Below are 15,552 nucleotides of genomic sequence, written 5' to 3' on the forward strand. Positions count from 1 at the left end.
GCCGCCGGTGGTAGGACTCGGGGATGACAGCACAGCCCGAGACGGCCGATCCCGCCGTCGAGTCCCCGCCCGCGACGCCGTTCCACGACCTGGACGCCTACCTGGCGCTGCCCCGCGTCGGTGGGCTCGCCCTCTCCCCGGACGGCACCCGGTTGATCACCACGGTGTCCACCCTGGATCCGGCCCGCACCGCGTACGCCGGTGCGGTCTGGGAGATCGACGCGGCCGGTGAGGCCCCTGCCCGCCGGCTGACCCGCGGCGCGAAGGGCGAGTCGGCGGCGGGTTTCTCCGCGGCCGGCGATGTGCTGTTCACCTCGGCCCGCCCCGATCCGGACGCCGCCGCTGACGGTGGCGACCCGGTGCCCACGTCGCTGTGGCTGCTCCCGCGGGACGGCGGCGAGGGCCGGCAGGTGCTCTCCCGTCCGGGTGGGCTCGGGCGGGTGCATGCCGCCCGCGACGCCGACGTGCTCGCGTTCTGCGGGGACGTGCTGCCCAACGCGACGCCCGAGGGTGCCGGCGGGGAGGACGACAGCACCACCGATGCCGCCCTGCGCAAGGAGCGGGCCAAGCTGAAGGTGTCCGCGGTGCTGCACACCGGCTATCCGGTGCGGTTCTGGGACGCCGATCTCGGTCCCGGCGCGCCGCACCTGTTCACCGCGGCCCTGCCCGCGGACGGTGCCCCCGCGGAGCCGATCACCGACCTCACGCCCACCCCCGGTCAGGCGCTCCGCGAGGCCGATCTCGACCTGACCGCGGACGGCTCCCGCATCGTGCTGACCTGGCGCCGGCCGGAGGCCCGCGGTTCGCTCCGCAGCGAGCTCCACCTGATCGACCGGGCCACCGGGGAGGTCCGGGTGCTGCTCGCCGACCCCGGCGCCGATCTCGGCACCCCCCGGTTCAGCCCGGACGGCAGCCGGGTGGCTCTGCTGCGGGAGAGCGACTCCACCCCGCACCTGGCTCCGCGCACCACCCTGCAGATCGTCGATCTGGCCGACGGGGCCGTGCAGGATCTGGCCGGCGACTGGGACCGCTGGCCGTCCTCGATCAGCTGGCTTCCGGACTCCTCCGCCCTGGTGGTCACCGCCGACGACCGGGGCCGCGGCCCGGTGTTCCTCGTCCACCTGACCGAACCCGGCCGCGGGGTGGAGCAGCTGACGCACGAGGACGCGGTGTTCACCGACGTCCGCGTCGCGCCGGACGGCAGTGCGCTCTTCGCTCTACGCACCTCCTATCTGGCCCCGGCCCATCCGGTGCGGATCGAGCTGACCACCGGTCAGCGCGGCCGGGTCACCGCGCTGCCCGCCCCGGCCGCATCTCCAGCCCTGCCTGGCAGGCTCACCGAGATCAGCACCGGGGCCGACGGCGACACCCCGCCGACCCGCGCGTGGTTGGCCCTGCCCGAGGGCGCCGGCCCGGAGAGCCCGGCGCCGCTGCTGCTGTGGGTGCACGGCGGTCCGCTCGGCTCGTGGAACGCCTGGTCGTGGCGGTGGAACCCGTGGCTGCTGGTCGCCCAGGGGTACGCGGTGCTGCTGCCCGACCCGGCGCTGTCCACCGGATACGGGCAGGAGTTCGTGCAGCGTGGTTGGGGTGCCTGGGGTGCCGCCCCGTACACCGATCTGATGGCCGTCACCGACGTGGCCGAGGCGCGCCCGGACATCGACGCGTCGCGGACGGCGGCGATGGGCGGTTCGTTCGGCGGGTACATGGCCAACTGGATCGCCGGGCACACCGACCGGTTCCGGGCGATCGTGACCCACGCCAGCCTGTGGGCCCTGGACCAGTTCGGCCCGACCACCGACGCCGCGTACTACTGGCAGCGGGAGATGACCCCGCAGATGGCCGCGGAGAACTCCCCGCACCGGTTCGTCACCGACATCGTCAGCCCGATGCTGGTCATCCACGGCGACAAGGACTACCGCGTCCCGATCGGCGAGGGCCTGCGGCTCTGGTACGAGCTGCTGGCCGACTCGGGCCGCCCGGCCGCCGACGACGGCACCACCGATCACCGGTTCCTGTACTTCCCGGACGAGAACCACTGGGTGCTCAGCCCGCAGAACTCGAAGGTCTGGTACCAGGTGGTGTCCGATTTCCTGGACCGACACGTCCTCGGCGGCACCGGCACCGAACTACCTCCTGTCCTGGGAGCGGCTCCGCGCACCCGGTGAGGTGAACGGGGGTCCGGGTGAGCAGTCACCTGCTGTCGGCACGGCACGCGCCGACGCGTGTGCGCGTGGGTGACGCCACCTGGATCGCACCGGTGGGCGGTCCCGTGCCGACCCCGCCGGTACCGCGCTCGGCGGTCGCGCCGGCCGGGCTGCCGCCGCTCACCGGCATCACCCTGGAGCTGCTGCGCCTGCGCCGCACCGTCCGGCTCCAGCAGGCGCTCGGTCCGCTGCTGCTCGTGCTCATCGGGCTGCTGCAGCCCGTGACGGTGATCGACGTGCCGGGCGGACTGCCGCTGAGCCGGACCCTCTGGGTGACCGTCCGCTACTTCACCCGGGACGGGGATGCCATCGGGCCGGTCAGCGGATCCGTCGCCTGGGGGACGGGCCTGGCCACGGCCGGGTCGATCGCCGTGCTGGCCGCCGCGGTGATCGTGCTGTGCACGTGGTGGAACGAGCTCCGGGCGGCGCCGGGCCGGATGCTCACCCTCTTCGTGCGGGCGGCCGCGGTGGCCATGGCCGCCGGGGCCGCGGCGTTGATCGTCGGGCAGGGGTTGCTCGGCCGGGACGGCATGCCCGGCAGTGCGTGGCAAGTGGGCACCCTGCTCTTCGCCGCCGCCGGCATCTGGCTGGTCCTCGGCGCCACCGCGGGGCCCGGCCTGCGGCTGCTGCGCTGAGCCGACCGCGGGTCAGCCGTCCATCGCGGTGAGGAACGACCGCAGGATGGTGCGCCCCCGCGCCGGGGTGAGCGGGCCGCCGGGCAGGTAGCACTGGACGACCAGGCCGTCGAGCAGGGCCACGAACTCCACCGCCCGGTCGGCGTTCCGCCCGCCCTGCCCGGGCAGACAGGCGCGGACGAGGGCGTGCAGATCCCGATAGACCTCGGCCTGCCACGCCGCGTAGACGGGGGACCGGGCGGCCAGCGCCCAGAAGTCGAGCCAGAGCATCCAGTGGTCGTGGGTCGCGGTGTCCGAGGCCAGGAGCCCATCGATGACGAGGTCCAATCCGGCTCGGCCACCCGTCTGCGCCGCACGGGCCAGGATGGGCGCGGAGAATTCCGCCATCTCGGTGCGCAGCACCTCGGCGAGGACGTCGGCCATCCCCTGGAAGTGGTACGTCACCGTGCCCACGGCCACCCCGCCCGCGGCGGCGACGTCCCGCAGGGTCACCGCATGCAGGCCCCGCTCGGCGATCACGCCGCGGGCGGCCTCGGTGAGCATGCGGCGCCGCACCTCCGGGGCCTGCCGGCGGCGGGCCGGCGGCGGCTGTGTCGTCGGAGCCGTCGGAGCCGGCGCCGACGGCGTGGGTGTCGGGGGAGCGGCGTGCTGGGTCATCAGGGCTCCCTCGTCCGGTCCTGTTCCGTGTGGCGTCGAGCTGCTACGGTCAGCGTATCGCCTAATCGGTCAGTTGAACGATTAGCCGGCGGTCCCGGGCGGCAGTGCCGCCGTCCGGTTCCCGGCCCCGAGGAGGTCCCGTCGTGTATCTGCTCCGCACCCCCATCCTGGTCGCGTCCCGCAGTGCGCAGGTCCGCACCGCCGTCACCCACGCCCCGGTGACCCGGTCGGTGGTCCGGCGGTTCGTGGCCGGCGAGGCCACCACAGATGCGCTGGCCGCTGTGGCCCGACTGCAGGCGGACGGCCTCCGGGTCACCCTGGACCACCTCGGAGAGGACACGCTGGACGCGGCGGCCGCCGGTCGCACCGTGCAGGGGTACCTGACCCTGCTCACCGCCCTCGACGACGCAGGCCTCGCGCGCGGCGCCGAGGTGTCGGTGAAGCTCTCCGCGGTCGGCCAGGCCGTGCCGCCGTCCGGCACCTCCCCGCACGGGCCCGCGCTGGCGCTGGACGGGGTGCGCCGCATCGCCGAGGCCGCGTACGGCTGCGGCGCTCGGGTCAACCTGGACGTGGAGGACCACACCACCATCGACGGCATGCTCGCCGTGCTGCGCGACCTGCGCGCCGACTTCCCGGATGTCGGGGTGGCCATGCAGGCCATGCTCCGGCGCACCCCCGGTGACCTCGCCGACCTCACCGGGCCCGGATCGCGCGTGCGGCTGGTCAAGGGTGCCTACGCCGAGCCGGACTCGGTCTCCGTCGGGGACGCCGCGGCCGTCGACCTGGCCTACGTGCGCTGCATGCGCCTGCTGCTCGCCGGGCAGGGCTACCCGATGCTCGGCACCCACGACCCCCGCATGATCGAGATCGCCGGGTCTCTGGTGGAGGAGTTCGGTCGCACCCCGGACTCCTTCGAACACCAGATGCTGTACGGCATCCGGCCGGACGAGCAGCTGCGGCTGCGCGCCGAGGGACGCCAGGTGCGGGTGTACGTGCCCTACGGCACCGACTGGTACGGCTACCTCACCCGTCGGCTGGCCGAGCGCCCGGCCAACCTGCTGTTCTTCCTGCGCTCGCTGATCTCGCGCAACTGACCTGCACACCCCCGAACACGAGGAGAACGTCGTGGACGCAGTCACCACCCCGCCGCCGCCGGTCAACGAGCCCATCGGCGAGTACGCCCCCGGCAGTCCCGAGCGCGCGGAGATCCTGGCGGCGCTGCAGGGTTTCGCCGATCCAATGGAGCTGCCCGCGGTGATCGCGGGGGAGTCGCGGATGCCGGCCGGTGAGCCGTTCGAGGTCCGCGCCCCGCACGACCACGCCCGGGTGCTGGGGATCAGCGCGCACTCCACGGGTGAGGACGCCCGGTACGCGGTCACCGCGGCGCTGGCCGCGGCCAGGGCGTGGCGGGAGACTCCGTTCGACGAACGGGCCGCCGTCCTGCTGCGCGCGGCCGATCTGCTGGCCGGTCCGTGGCGGGCCCGGCTGAACGCGGCGACCATGCTGGGTCAGGCCAAGACGGTGTACCAGGCCGAGATCGACGCGGCCTGCGAACTCATCGACTTCTGGCGCTACAACGTGCATTTCGCCCGGCAGATCCTGGCCGAGCAGCCGGTGGCGCAGGCCCGCGGCACGTGGAACCGCACCGACCACCGCCCGCTGGAGGGGTTCGTCTACGCGGTCACCCCGTTCAACTTCACCGCCATCGCCGGCAACCTGCCGACCGCGCCCGCGCTGATGGGCAACGTGGTGATCTGGAAGCCGTCGCCGACCCAGCAGCTGGCGGCGAGCCTGACCCTGCAGATCCTGCGGGAGGCCGGGCTGCCCGACGGCGTCATCACCCTGCTGCCGGGTCAGGGCCCGGACATCTCGGACGTGCTGCTGGCCGACCCGAACCTGGCCGGCATCCACTTCACCGGTTCCACCGCGGTGTTCCAGCAGATGTGGCGCACGGTGGGGGAGAACATCGCCGGCTACCGCTCCTACCCGCGGCTGGTCGGGGAGACCGGTGGCAAGGACTTCGTGGTCGCCCATGCCTCGGCCGACGTCGACGCGGTGCGCACGGCATTGATCCGCGGGGCGTTCGAGTACTCGGGGCAGAAGTGTTCGGCGGCCTCGCGCGCGTTCGTCCCGGAGTCGATGTGGCCGGCCCTGCGGGACGACCTGATCGGGCAGACCGAGGCGCTGGCCGTCGGCGACGTCGAGGACCTGGGCAACTTCACCTCGGCGGTCATCGACGGGCGGTCCTTCCGGCGGCTGGCCGCGGCGATCGACCGGGCGCACGCCACGGACTCGCTGGAGGTGCTGGCCGGCGGCACGTACGACGACAGCGTGGGCTGGTTCGTCCGGCCGACCCTGCTGCTGGGCAGCGACGTCCGCGACGAGGCGTTCTGCGCGGAGTACTTCGGGCCGATCCTGTCGCTGTCGGTCTACCCGGACGACGCGTTCGACGCCGTGCTGCGGGAAGTGGACTCGGCGACCCCCTACGCACTGACCGGGTCGATCCTGGCCCGGGACCGCGCCGCCGTGCAGACCGCCGGCGCCGCCCTGCGTTTCGCGGCGGGGAACTTCTACGTGAACGACAAGCCGACCGGCGCGGTGGTCGGCCAGCAGCCGTTCGGCGGCGGTCGGGCCTCCGGGACGAACGACAAGGCCGGGTCGGCGGCCAACCTGTTGCGGTGGACCTCGCCGCGGTCGATCAAGGAGACCTTCGTCCCGCCGACCGCGGTCGGTCACCCGCACCAGCGGTAGGTCAGGCGACGAGCCCACCGCGGAAGCCGAGAGCGACCGCGTGGGCGCGGTCGTTGGCGCCCAGCTTCTTGAACAGCCGGCGGGCGTGGGTCTTGACGGTGTCCTCGGACAGGAACAGGTCCTTGCCGATCTCCCCGTTGGAGCGTCCCTGGCTCATGCCCTGCAGCACCTGGAGCTCGCGCTCGGTGGGCGTGCGGGCGCGGTTGCGCGGCCCGTTGAGCGGCGACAGGTCGCTGCCGTCACTGCCGACCGCGGACAGCGGGGAGGACGAGAACCCCGGTGTGGACAGGCGTTCCTCGTCGGTGGACAGCAGTAGACCGCGGGCGCCGGCGGAGACCGCGGCGGTGAGTTCCCGGGTGTCCTCCACGGAGCCGAAGGCGATGATCATGGCCGCCGGGAAGATCCGCAGCAGCTGGCTGATCGGCTCGGTACCGGCCGGCTGGCCGCGGTGCACACCGACCAGCACGAGGTCCCCGGGGTGCTGCGAGTACTGCTCGATGAGGTCGGCGATCGTTGTCACGCAACGGGTCTCGCGACCCGGGGCGGCGGACGCGAGCCGCTTGGTGAGGATCACCCGGGTGGTCGGCCGCTCGGCGAAGATCAGGACGTGGGTCGCGGTGGACAGGGCGCGCTCGGCGAGCAGAACGGACATCGGTATCGCCTCTCGATTGCTGATCAGGACTATCGGTGATCGCGGACGAGCCGCGGGGATTCGGCGGTGCAGGTGCGGGTGCGGGGTGCAGGTGCGGCGGGAGCGGACAGGGTGCGGCGCGGGGTGTTCCGGGGGGCGGACGGCCGTGCCCGGACGTCGGGCCCGGGATACGCCCGAGCGTCGGCGAGAGAGAGCGACCGGTTCCTGCGTCCCGGACCCGGACGAGCGGGACGGGCGGGTCACCGGTGTGTCGCCACGGTCTGAGCCGCGTCGGCGATCGGGTGTGCGCGATCCCCGGCGCCACCCGGCGGCCGGCCGGGGTGGCTCTCCGCACGGGGTCGGCGGGTGTCTCCTGTGCTTCTCTGCCCCCTCAGCCAACGCCATGGCGCGAGGCGAGTCAAGGGTGAATCTGACTCAGGGTGATGAAATCAGCGCACGCTGTTGCTGACTGTGAGTGCACCCCGCGATTCGTTACACCCCGGGTGGGGGGAAGATGCCGTCGATCTCCACCAGGTCGTCCGCGGTGGGGACGTAACGGGTAGCGGCCGCATTCACCCGGATCTGCTCGGGGCTGGTGGCCCCGGCGATGACGCTGCACACCTGCGGCCGGGCCAGCAACCAGCCGAAGGCCACGTCCACCATGGTCAGGTCGCGGGCGTCGGCGAACGCCTGCAGGGCGTCGAGTGCGGCCCAGGGTGCGGTGTCCAACAGGTGCGGCTTCGCCTCGCGCAGCCGGCTGCCCGCGGGTGCGCTGTCCCGCCGGTACTTGCCGGTGAGCAGCCCGTTGGCCAGTGGGAAGTACGGCAGGATGCCGACCCCGAAGGCGCGGGCCGCCGGGACGAGCTCGCGTTCGACATCCCGGTTCAGCAACGAGTACTCGTTCTGCGCGGAGACGAACCGGGTGCGGTGGGCGCGTCGGGCGAGGTGGTCGGCATCGGCGAGTTGCCACCCGGCGAAGTTCGAGTGACCGAAGTAGCGCACGGTCCCGGCGCGGACGAGATCGTCCAGGGCGTCGAGGGTCTCGTCGAGCGGGGTGGCCGGATCGGGTTCGTGCAGCTGGTAGAGGTCGATCCAGTCGGTACCCAGCCGCCGGAGCGAGGCGTGCACGGCGGCCCGGATGTACCGGCGGGAGCCGCGGGCTCCGTCGTCGGGCCCGTTGGCACCCCGGGCGTCCATGCCGAACTTGGTGGCCACCACCACCTCGGCGCGGTGGGCGCCGAGCGAGCGGCCGAGGAGTTCCTCGCTGCGCCCGGCGTCCCGGCCGTACATGTCGGCGGTGTCGAACAGGGTGATACCGGCGTCCAGCGCGGCGTTCACCAGGGCCTGCGCACCGGCCGGCTCGAATGTCGCCGTGTGGGCCCGGCCGAGGTTGTTGCAGCCCAGGCCGATGGCGGAGACGGCCAGTCCGGAGTCGCCGACACGGCGCAGGACGCGTTCGCTCATCGCCCCAGGGTAGGCAGTGGGCGGCGGCCGGGCGGATCCGGTCGGGGCAGCCACGCCGCCGCGGGGTCCGGACCCACCCCTCCGGGTCCGGACGATCCGGCGGCGACGCAGCGGGTCGGGGGTGCCGGGGCCCGGGATCACCGGGCGACCGGCGGGCTCAGGTCAGCCGGTCGCGGGATCCGTGGTGGGCCAGCCGAACCCGGCCTCACCGGGAGCCAGTGAACTGACCACGGCCGAACCGGTGTCCGCCGGGCGGGTCGGCGCGTCGGTCGGGATGATCACCGGCACTTGGGCGGTGGGGGTGGCCGGGGCGGTCGTCGCGGCGGCGGTGGTCCCCGCCGGGTCGGTGGTGGCGGGCGCGCTCGCCTCCGGGCTGAACGACGCGGTGTCCAGGACGCGGACCACGGGCGTCTCAGCGGCCGGCGTGGCGTCCGTGGACCCGATCAGGGTGCTGGCGGCCACACCGATCCCGGCGGTGAGTGCGACGGCGACCGCGGCGGCCAGTACCAACGGTCGACGACGGTGCCGGGGCGCACTGCTGGCGTGGTCCCGGGCGTAAGCCGGTCCGGTGGCGGGAGCGGATGCGGCGCTGCCGGCGTCCGGGTGGTGCAGGGCGGCGGCCAACGGCCGGGGAGTGGCGATGCTGCCCCGGGCGGGCGGGCCGTCCGCAGCGGACCGGCCCGGGAGGGCCGATCCATCGGTGGTCGGGCCGTGGTCGTGGGCCACGGAGGGCTCCGTCTCGTCGGTGGTGATCTTCGTGGTGATGGGTGGGGTGGTGATGGCTGTGGGCGTGGCTTCCGCGGTCGTCCCGGCGGCGGCTGCGGCCGCGATGGAGCCGGCAGTCTCGGCCGACAGGCTCTCGGTCGGTCGCCCGGAGCCGGCCGTGAGCGGTCCGGCGGCGGGGCCGTACTCGTCCAGCAGTTGTTGCAGGGCCAGGGAACGGCCGGCGACCACGGCGGTGTCGGCGTCCGTGCGGCCGCCCTCCGGGAGGTCCCCGTCCCGATCGGTCGGCTGGGTGGGCAGGGCGGGGGCCGGGTCGGCCGGGGCGTCGGCCGGGGTGGCGGACCGTCGTCGCCAGGCCAGGGCCGCGCCGTCGGTCACCCGGCGGGCCAGTCGACCGGCCGTACTGCCGGCGACGTCCGGTTCGACCGGGAGCGCGGGGGAGTCGTGCGGCGAGCGGTCACGCGGCGGCTGCGGAGCGGACACGGTGTCTCCCGGGCTGGACGAGGACGGCGGGGTGGTCGACGGGTGGACCGGAGGGGCGAGCACGGAGTGCGCGCCGTGCCCGGCAGGGCGCGGGCCCAGGGGCGGGCGGCGGCTCCACGGGGCCGCGGGCGCGGCGTCACCGATCCGGGTGGGAACGGTCGACGGGCGGGGACGGCGGAGGCGGCGCAGGAAGGGATCCGCGCTCAGCCAACCCTGTGACGTCGTTCCCATGAGCTCCTCTCCCACTGCCGACCATCGCTGATGTCCGCGGTCGCGGATGTGCCAGGGATTCGGGGCGGGGTCACGGAGCGGATGGGGCAGGGCCGGGTCGGGATGGGTATTCACCCGTTCGGCGTACCAGTGTCGACGTCGGGTGACCCGGGGGAGTGATTAGACGGCATCTCCGGGTGGGTCGGACCCACCCGGAGGCGTGTGGTCAGGGCCGGGCCATCCCCAGCTGCCAGTCGTCGAGGTACCCCGCGGCGAAGCCGGCCTCGGAGTAGGCGAGGTAGAAGTTCCACATCCGGATGAAGGTCTCGTCGAAGCCGAGATCACGGACGGCGGGCAGATCGGCGTTGAAGCGGTGACGCCACTCCCGCAGGGTCGGCACGTAGGACGGGCCGAGCCGCCGGGTCTCCTGGACCTGCAGGCTGGTGTGCCCGGCGAGCACGTCGTCGATGGCGGTCAACGAGGGCAGCAGCCCGCCCGGGAACACGTACTTGTGCACCCAGGTGTATCCGTTGCGGGTCTCCAGCAGGCGGTCGTGCGCGATGGTGATGCTCTGCAGGCCCAGGCGTCCGCCGTCGGCCAGCATGCGGTCGATGCTGTGGAAGTAGTCCGGCCAGTACCGCTCGCCGACGGCCTCGACCATCTCCACGCTGACCACCGCGTCGTAGGCCCCCGAGTGGCCGGCGGCGTGCACCCGGTAGTCCTCGAGTCGCACCTCGATCCGGTCGGCCAGGCCCGCCTCGGCGATCCGGCGTTCGGCCAGCGCCTTCTGTTCCTCGGACAGGGTCAGGGTGGTGACCCGGCAGCCGCGCTCCCGCACGGCGCGCATGGCCAGCGCACCCCAGCCCGAGCCGATCTCCAGGATCCGCATCTCCGGGCCGACCCGGGCCAGGTCGAGCACCCCGTCGATCTTGCGCAGCTGGGCGCGCTCGAGGTCGTCGCCGGGCTCGTACCAGCCGGCGGAGTACGTCATCGTCGGGTCCAGGAACGTCTCGAAGAGCTCGTTCGACAGGTCGTAGTGCCGGTGGATGTTCTCCTGCGCGCCGGTGGGGGTGTTCTCCTCCGAACGCGGCGGGCGGCTCTGCCAGGCGCGCCGCAGCTTCTGCACCGGCGCGGGGATGAGCACCGACATCCGCCGGGCCAGGACGGTGAGGGCGTCGGCGAGCTCGTCGGTGGCCGCGTTCAGACCGGCGGCGGGCGGCTCGGCGGACCGGCGGCCGGGTGTCGGGGCGTGCCAGCCGCCGGTGGTGAGGTCGCCGGTCATCCAGGCCTCGCCGAAGCCGATCAGCCCGTCCCGGCCGACCCGGGCGAAGAACGCCTCGGGTCGCACGACCTCCAGGCGCGGCCCGCCGGTGCCCCAGGTGGAGCCGTCGGGGAAGGCGAGAGTGATCGGCAGGTTCCGGACGGCGGTGCGCACCAGTCCCCGGGCGATGGTGGCGTGGGCCCGTGCGGCCGGCACGTCGAACAGGCCCGGCCACACTCCCTGGGCGGGACGCGGGATGGCTCGCGTGTGGTGGGGACTCAACAGGGCCACGACCGACCTCCAGATGATGCAGTGACTGTGCGTACTTCATACCCGCGGAGAGTGATATCCCTGTGGAGGGACGATCGGTCTTCGGAGCAGCGGGCGCACCGGAGTGCCCGGTCGGGCCGGGAGTTGGCGGCGGCCGGGTTGAGCCGGCCGACTGCGGGGAAGGCCCGGGGGCCCCGGGCGCGAATCGACGGTGGATCGACCCGAGCGCGAACCGTCGTGCGGTGCGGTCGGTCAGCCGATCAGCAGGGCGGCCAGCACAGCGGTGCCGTTGAAGACGACGTGGGTGACGATCGCCGGTCCGAGCCGGCCGGTCCGCAGGGTCAACGCCGCCAGCACGAGCCCGGCCAGCACGAGGGTGGGGAACAGGACGGCGAGGGACACCCCGTCGGCCACCTCGGACAGGTGCAGGACGGCGAACAGCACCGCGGTCACCAGGGCGGCGCCCGTGCGCCGGTCGCGGCCGGGCGTGCCGGCCCGGGCGTCCCGGCGACCCCAGCTGGCCAGGGTGGCACGGAGTCCGAGGCCGCGGAAGAAGAGCTCCTCGACGACGGGGGCGATGAGCACGGTGGCCACGGCGACCACCACCACCGCCCCGGTGCCGGACCCGGCGAGCGGCAGTGGGGAGTTCCCCGTCGCCGGGCTGCCGGCGATCGCCGTGACGACCACGGCGACGACCACCGAGGCGATCCGCAGGGCGAGACCCGCCGCGAGCCCGATGGCCAGGTCGATCCAGCGGAAGTGCAGTCCGAGATCGGACGCGAGGTGACCGGAGCCGTGGGCACGCGAGGCCCACAGGACGGCCACCGTGAGCCCGCCCCAGATGGGCAGCAGACCGGCGACCACCAGTGCGGTGATCCCGGTGCGCCCGCCGTCCAGGGTGAACGGCACGGCCAGCACGATGCTGAGCAGCAGGGCGACACCCAGTCCGGCCAGGACGTCCGTGACGGTCCACGGGGTTCTGGGCCGGTGCGCGCGCTCCGACGCACCCGAGCGGGCCGGCGCCGACCGGTCCGACCACGGGTCCGGTGCCGCCGAGATGGCCGGCGTGGCGGCCCGGTCGCCGACGACGGGCAGCGGACCGGTCGGCAGGTCACCGGCCGGGTCGCGGCGGTCGCCGGTGCTCCGTGCCCAGGGGTCCGGGGTCACCGGGTCCGACGTCGTCGGGTGGGACCCCACCGGGTGGGAGCCGGACGGGTGGGGGACGGACGGGTGGGGGATCGACGGGTCCGGCATCGTCAGGGTGGCCTCTCGGTCGTCCGGGTCACCCGGCACTGCTCGTCCACGGACCGGTCACCGGCCGTCCCGCGAGGGTAGGTGGATCGCCCGCCGGGCCGGGTTGCAGCACGCTCGTACGCTGGAGGACATGAGTCTCTTCGGCCGCAAGCCCGACATGCCCACCCCCGACACCGCACTCCCCGGCCGGGACCAGGCCGTCCCGGTGCGCGGCCGGCACACCGTCCTGGACACCCCCACCATCGGCCCCTGGCCGGCCGGGTACGCCACCGCCGTCTTCGGCATGGGCTGCTTCTGGGGGATCGAGCGGTTGTTCTGGCAGCTGCCCGGCGTGTACAGCACGGCCGCCGGGTATGCCGGTGGGTTCACCGAGAACCCGTCCTACGAGGAGGTGTGCTCCGGGCGGACCGGGCACACCGAGGTGGTCCAGGTCGTCTACGACCCGGCCCGGATCAGCTACGGCGACCTGCTCGTCGCGTTCTGGGAGAACCACGACCCGACCCAGTTGAACCGGCAGCACAACGACGTCGGCACCCAGTACCGCTCGGCGATCTACACGACGACGCCGGAGCAGGCGACCCAGGCCCAGGCCAGCCGCGACGCCTACGAGGTGCAGCTGCGCACGGCCGGGCTCGGCGCGGTGACCACCGAGATCGCCCCGCTCACCGCGTTCTACTACGCGGAGGACTACCACCAGCAGTACCTGCAGAAGGTGCCCTACGGCTACTGCAGCATGGCCGGCACGGGCGTCGCCTGTTCGGTGGGCACCGGCGTCAGCGCGCCGGCCGCCCACTGACGGCAGCGGTACCGGGCCGGGCGCGCGAGCGCCCGGCCCACCGGTCGCGCAGCAGCGACCACATCCAGCAGACCAGCAGCACCTCCAGGACGAGCAGGTCGCCCGTCGGGGAGCTCGGGTCCGCGCGGAACAGGCTGGGCGTGACGAGGACGACGGTGCTCAGGATCAGATAGCAGTCCAGCGAGTGCCGACCGATGCGGGCCAGCGGAGACATGACCGCGGGGGCGACGCGGGTGGCCCAGCGGGCCGCCGGCAGCAGCGCCAGGAACGCGAGGACGGCCATGGCGATGGTGCCCGGTCCCAGCGTGCCCTCCCCGAACACCAGCCGAACAGCCGCCGGCGGGGTTCGCTGCGTCAGTTCGATCCACCAGGCCGCCACGGCCAGCAGGACGACCAGGCCCGCCGCGGCGAGGCCGATGTCCGGTCGGCCCACCCAGGCCCGCACTCGCGGGCTGCGCCACGCCCAGCCCAGGCACAGGGCGAGGGCGAACAGCAACTGCCAGGCCGCCGCGTTCACCGCGCCGGGCACCCCCGGACGGGGGGTGAAGGTGAACGGCGTGGGCCAGATCAACCCGACGGCGTACAGCACGGCGGACAGCCCGAGCACCACCGGCCAGAGGCCGCGGCGGAGCAGGGCGGTGCCCAGCAGGGCCCCCAGCAGCAGCACCACGTAGAGCGACAGGATCGACGCGTACGCCGGGTTGATCCGCAGGGTCAGCGTGGAGAGCAGGGCCGGGCCGGTGCCACCGGCCAGCTCCACCGATCCCAGCCGCGCGGAGCGGGCCGGATCGAGGGCGACCACCGCGAACGCGAGCAGGCACAGCGCCACGTGCCCGGCGTAGACCACCCCGGTCCGGCGAAGCACGGCCCGCGAGGCCGCGGCGGGCCCCCGGCGGTCGACCCGCCCGCGCTGCACCATCCCCAGCACCAGCCCGGACAGGAAGACGAAGCCGACCGCGCCGTCGATCCACACCGCGGCGTGCAGCAGCTGCCAGCTCACGCTGCCGGCGGCGAGGTGGGCCGTGGCCATGCTGACGATGCACAGTCCCCGGAGCACGTCGAGTTCGGTCAGCCGGCCGTCCCGCGGGGCGGCTCCGACGTCCGCGGCGGGTCGGCCGTCCCCGGCGGGGCGTTGCACGTCCATGGGGCCTCCGGCACGTCCCGCGGCGGCCGTGATCGGCCCGTCGGTCCGATGCTAGGTCGGCCCGGGTCGGCCGGGTGTGCACCGGGCCCTGGCGGGACGGGCGCGGGCGACGGCAGGATGGCGCCATGCCGGAGCTGCCCGAGGTCACCGCGTTGGCGTCGTTCCTGACCGAGCACGCGGGCGGTCATCGCATCGGTTCGGTGATGGTCACCGCCCTGAACGTGCTCACCACCTACGACCCGCCGGTGTCGGCCCTGGTCGGCCGGACGGTCGCGCATGCCACCCGGCACGGGAAGTACGTCGACCTGGTGACCGTGCCGTCCGTACCGGCCGCCGTCGACACCGCCGGCGCGGCGGAGCCCGAACTGCACGTCCTGATCCACCTGGCCCGGGCCGGTTGGCTGCGCTGGTCGGACCAGCTCGGGGCGGTACCGCCGAAGATGGGCGGGCCGATCGCGCTGCGCCTACGGCTGGAGAACGGCGCCGGCTTCGACATCACCGAGGCCGGCACGCGCAAGTCGGTGTCCGTCGCCGTGGTCCGCACACCCACCGATGTGCCGCGGGTGGCCGCGCTCGGGCCGGACGCGTTGTCGCTCGACCGGGACGGCCTGGCCGCCGTGCTCCGCGGGCGACCGGGTCGGCTCAAGACGGTGCTGACCGATCAGGCGGTGCTCTCCGGGGTGGGGAACGCCTACTCCGACGAGATCCTGCACGTGGCCCGGCTGTCCCCGTTCGCGACGGCCAAGAGCCTCACCGAGGAGGAGGTGGCGGGACTGTCCGCGGCGATGCACGCCGTGCTGACCGATGCGATCGACCGGACCCAGGGGATGGAGGCGGCCCGGCTCAAGGGGGAGAAGCGCACGGGTCTGCGGGTGCACGCCCGCACCGGCCTGCCCTGCCCGGTGTGCGGCGACACGGTCGCCGAGGTGTCGTTCACCGACCGGTCCTTCCAGTACTGCCCGACCTGTCAGACCGGCGGTCGACTGCTGGCCGATCGACGCCGGTCCCGCTTGGACAAGTGACCGCCCGGAGCGGCCGTGGCCACCGGCGCGTGTCACCACGGCGGGTG

At 74.0% G+C, this 15,552-nt stretch carries 13 protein-coding genes; 6 read left to right on the top strand and 7 right to left on the bottom strand.

Annotated features, from left to right (window positions below):
* The first annotated feature begins 23 nt into the window (after positions 1 to 23).
* Together J2S58_RS14705 and J2S58_RS14710 are read left to right on the top strand one after the other, a co-directional pair.
* Complete coding sequence (locus tag J2S58_RS14705) at positions 24 to 2,165, top strand: alpha/beta fold hydrolase (RefSeq protein WP_205257878.1); 2,142 nt, start codon at positions 24 to 26, stop codon at positions 2,163 to 2,165.
* Between the two features lie 92 nt (positions 2,166 to 2,257).
* Positions 2,258 to 2,839 carry a hypothetical protein gene (locus J2S58_RS14710; protein ID WP_205257879.1) on the top strand — a complete coding sequence of 194 codons (582 nt, stop codon included), beginning with the start codon at positions 2,258 to 2,260 and terminating at the stop codon, positions 2,837 to 2,839.
* 12 nt (positions 2,840 to 2,851) lie between these two features.
* On the opposite strand, the gene J2S58_RS14715 is transcribed toward J2S58_RS14710, so the two are convergent.
* Positions 2,852 to 3,496: a TetR/AcrR family transcriptional regulator gene (locus tag J2S58_RS14715; RefSeq protein WP_205257880.1), complete on the bottom strand. Its 645-nt coding sequence runs from the start codon at positions 3,494 to 3,496 to the stop codon at positions 2,852 to 2,854.
* Positions 3,497 to 3,645: 149 nt separating this feature from the next.
* On the opposite strand from J2S58_RS14715, the gene J2S58_RS14720 reads away from it, so the two are divergent.
* Both J2S58_RS14720 and pruA read left to right on the top strand, forming a co-directional pair.
* Entirely contained in the window at positions 3,646 to 4,590 is a 945-nt protein-coding gene (locus J2S58_RS14720) for a proline dehydrogenase family protein (protein ID WP_205257968.1), read from the top strand.
* A 31-nt stretch (positions 4,591 to 4,621) separates the two neighbouring features.
* Positions 4,622 to 6,247: an L-glutamate gamma-semialdehyde dehydrogenase gene (pruA, locus tag J2S58_RS14725; protein ID WP_205257881.1), complete on the top strand. Its 1,626-nt coding sequence runs from the start codon at positions 4,622 to 4,624 to the stop codon at positions 6,245 to 6,247.
* A 1-nt stretch (position 6,248) separates the two neighbouring features.
* Here the strand turns inward: pruA and J2S58_RS14730 are convergent, their stop codons facing one another.
* From J2S58_RS14730 to J2S58_RS14750, 5 genes are all read right to left on the bottom strand, one after another.
* Positions 6,249 to 6,899 (bottom strand): response regulator transcription factor, encoded by a 651-nt coding sequence (locus J2S58_RS14730; RefSeq protein WP_306828725.1) that lies wholly within the window; start codon positions 6,897 to 6,899, stop codon positions 6,249 to 6,251.
* A 471-nt stretch (positions 6,900 to 7,370) separates the two neighbouring features.
* On the bottom strand, positions 7,371 to 8,342 hold the full coding sequence (locus tag J2S58_RS14735) for an aldo/keto reductase (protein WP_205257882.1): 972 nt from the start codon (positions 8,340 to 8,342) through the stop codon (positions 7,371 to 7,373).
* A gap of 162 nt (positions 8,343 to 8,504) precedes the next feature.
* Entirely contained in the window at positions 8,505 to 9,548 is a 1,044-nt protein-coding gene (locus tag J2S58_RS14740) for a hypothetical protein (RefSeq protein WP_205257883.1), read from the bottom strand.
* 436 nt (positions 9,549 to 9,984) lie between these two features.
* Entirely contained in the window at positions 9,985 to 11,310 is a 1,326-nt protein-coding gene (locus J2S58_RS14745; protein ID WP_205257884.1) for an SAM-dependent methyltransferase, read from the bottom strand.
* 231 nt (positions 11,311 to 11,541) lie between these two features.
* Positions 11,542 to 12,456 carry a type II CAAX endopeptidase family protein gene (locus J2S58_RS14750; protein ID WP_205257885.1) on the bottom strand — a complete coding sequence of 305 codons (915 nt, stop codon included), beginning with the start codon at positions 12,454 to 12,456 and terminating at the stop codon, positions 11,542 to 11,544.
* Between the two features lie 217 nt (positions 12,457 to 12,673).
* Between J2S58_RS14750 and msrA the strand changes: the two genes are divergently transcribed.
* Positions 12,674 to 13,339 carry a peptide-methionine (S)-S-oxide reductase MsrA gene (gene msrA, locus J2S58_RS14755; protein ID WP_205257886.1) on the top strand — a complete coding sequence of 222 codons (666 nt, stop codon included), beginning with the start codon at positions 12,674 to 12,676 and terminating at the stop codon, positions 13,337 to 13,339.
* On the opposite strand, the gene opgC is transcribed toward msrA, so the two are convergent.
* Complete coding sequence (gene opgC, locus J2S58_RS14760; RefSeq protein WP_205257887.1) at positions 13,317 to 14,483, bottom strand: OpgC domain-containing protein; 1,167 nt, start codon at positions 14,481 to 14,483, stop codon at positions 13,317 to 13,319. The two genes, msrA and opgC, sit on opposite strands and share 23 nt — an antisense overlap.
* Before the next feature lie 125 nt (positions 14,484 to 14,608).
* On the opposite strand from opgC, the gene J2S58_RS14765 reads away from it, so the two are divergent.
* Positions 14,609 to 15,505, top strand: coding sequence for an Fpg/Nei family DNA glycosylase (locus J2S58_RS14765; protein ID WP_205257888.1), 897 nt, complete (start codon positions 14,609 to 14,611; stop codon positions 15,503 to 15,505).
* The last annotated feature ends 47 nt before the right edge of the window (positions 15,506 to 15,552 follow it).

The organism is Nakamurella flavida (genome assembly GCF_030811475.1).
Classification (GTDB): domain Bacteria; phylum Actinomycetota; class Actinomycetes; order Mycobacteriales; family Nakamurellaceae; genus Nakamurella; species Nakamurella flavida.